Source organism: Listeria sp. MAN/IMW/UF555 (assembly GCF_058684075.1).
In genome coordinates this window covers 1-1,528 of sequence record NZ_JBZWZS010000009.1, presented here as the reverse complement: position 1 = coordinate 1,528, position 1,528 = coordinate 1, and the positions used below count along the sequence as shown (strand labels likewise).

Annotated in this window: 1 rRNA gene; it reads right to left on the bottom strand. The window is 57.9% G+C overall.

What is annotated here, in order from left to right:
- Window positions 1-1,528, bottom strand: a 23S ribosomal RNA gene (locus AC4PG8_RS13805); the annotation flags it as partial.

Sequence of the window (1,528 nt, the reverse complement as noted above, 5' to 3'; positions counted from 1 at the left end):
CCACTTCCGGCCTATCACCCCGCTGGTCTGGGCGGGGGCCTTACCCGGTTCACCCGGTGAGAGACCTCATCTTGAAGCGAGCTTCCCGCTTAGATGCTTTCAGCGGTTATCCCTGCCGAACGTAGCCAACCAGCAGTGCACCTGGCGGTACAACTGGCACACCAGAGGTTCGTCCGTCCCGGTCCTCTCGTACTAGGGACAGCTCTTCTCAAGTCTCTTACGCGCACGGCGGATAGGGACCGAACTGTCTCACGACGTTCTGAACCCAGCTCGCGTGCCGCTTTAATGGGCGAACAGCCCAACCCTTGGGACCTACTCCAGCCCCAGGATGCGACGAGCCGACATCGAGGTGCCAAACCATCCCGTCGATATGGACTCTTGGGGAAGATCAGCCTGTTATCCCCGGGGTACCTTTTATCCGTTGAGCGACACCGCTTCCACATGCCGGTGCCGGGTCACTAGTCCCAGCTTTCGCTCCTGCTCGACCCGTCGGTCTCACAGTCAAGCTCCCTTGTGCACTTGCACTCGACACCTGATTGCCAACCAGGCTGAGGGAACCTTTGGGCGCCTCCGTTACATTTTGGGAGGCAACCGCCCCAGTTAAACTACCCACCTGACACTGTCCCTGATCCGGATCACGGACCGAAGTTAGACATCCAATTCGACCAGAGTGGTATTTCAACGGCGACTCCACGAACACTGGCGTGCCCGCTTCACAGTCTCCCACCTATCCTACACAAGCCGAACCGAACACCAATATCAAGCTATAGTAAAGGTCCCGGGGTCTTTCCGTCCTGCCGCGCGTAACGAGCATCTTTACTCGTAGTGCAATTTCGCCGAGCCTGTGGTTGAGACAGCTGAGAAGTCGTTACGCCATTCGTGCAGGTCGGAACTTACCCGACAAGGAATTTCGCTACCTTAGGATGGTTATAGTTACCACCGCCGTTTACTGGCGCTTGAGTTCTGAGCTTCGCCACCGAAGCAGCTAACCCGTCCCCTTAACGTTCCAGCACCGGGCAGGCGTCAGTCCGTATACATCGTCTTACGACTTCGCACGGACCTGTGTTTTTAGTAAACAGTCGCTTCTCACTGGTCTCTGCGGCCACCCACCGCTACCCCGCGCAAGACGGTTCACAGTAGATGGCCCCCCTTCTCCCGAAGTTACGGGGGCATTTTGCCGAGTTCCTTAACCACAGTTCGCTCGATCGCCTTGGTATTCTCTACCTGACCACCTGAGTTGGTTTGGGGTACGGGCCGCTCGGAACTCGCTAGAGGCTTTTCTCGGCAGCATAGGATCATCCAATTCGCCTCATTCGGCTATGCGTCAGGTCTCACCCTGTATGCGGGACGGATTTGCCTACCCCGCGGGCCACACCCTTGCACCGGTACTACCACTCACCGGTAGGACTACCTTCCTGCGTCACCCCATCGCTTGCCTACTACCACTCCGGGTCCCGTGTTCCACTCCATCGCCCACAAGTGGGTCGGAGGAGCTTCAGACGGTTAGCATCGGCGGGTTCAGCATGGG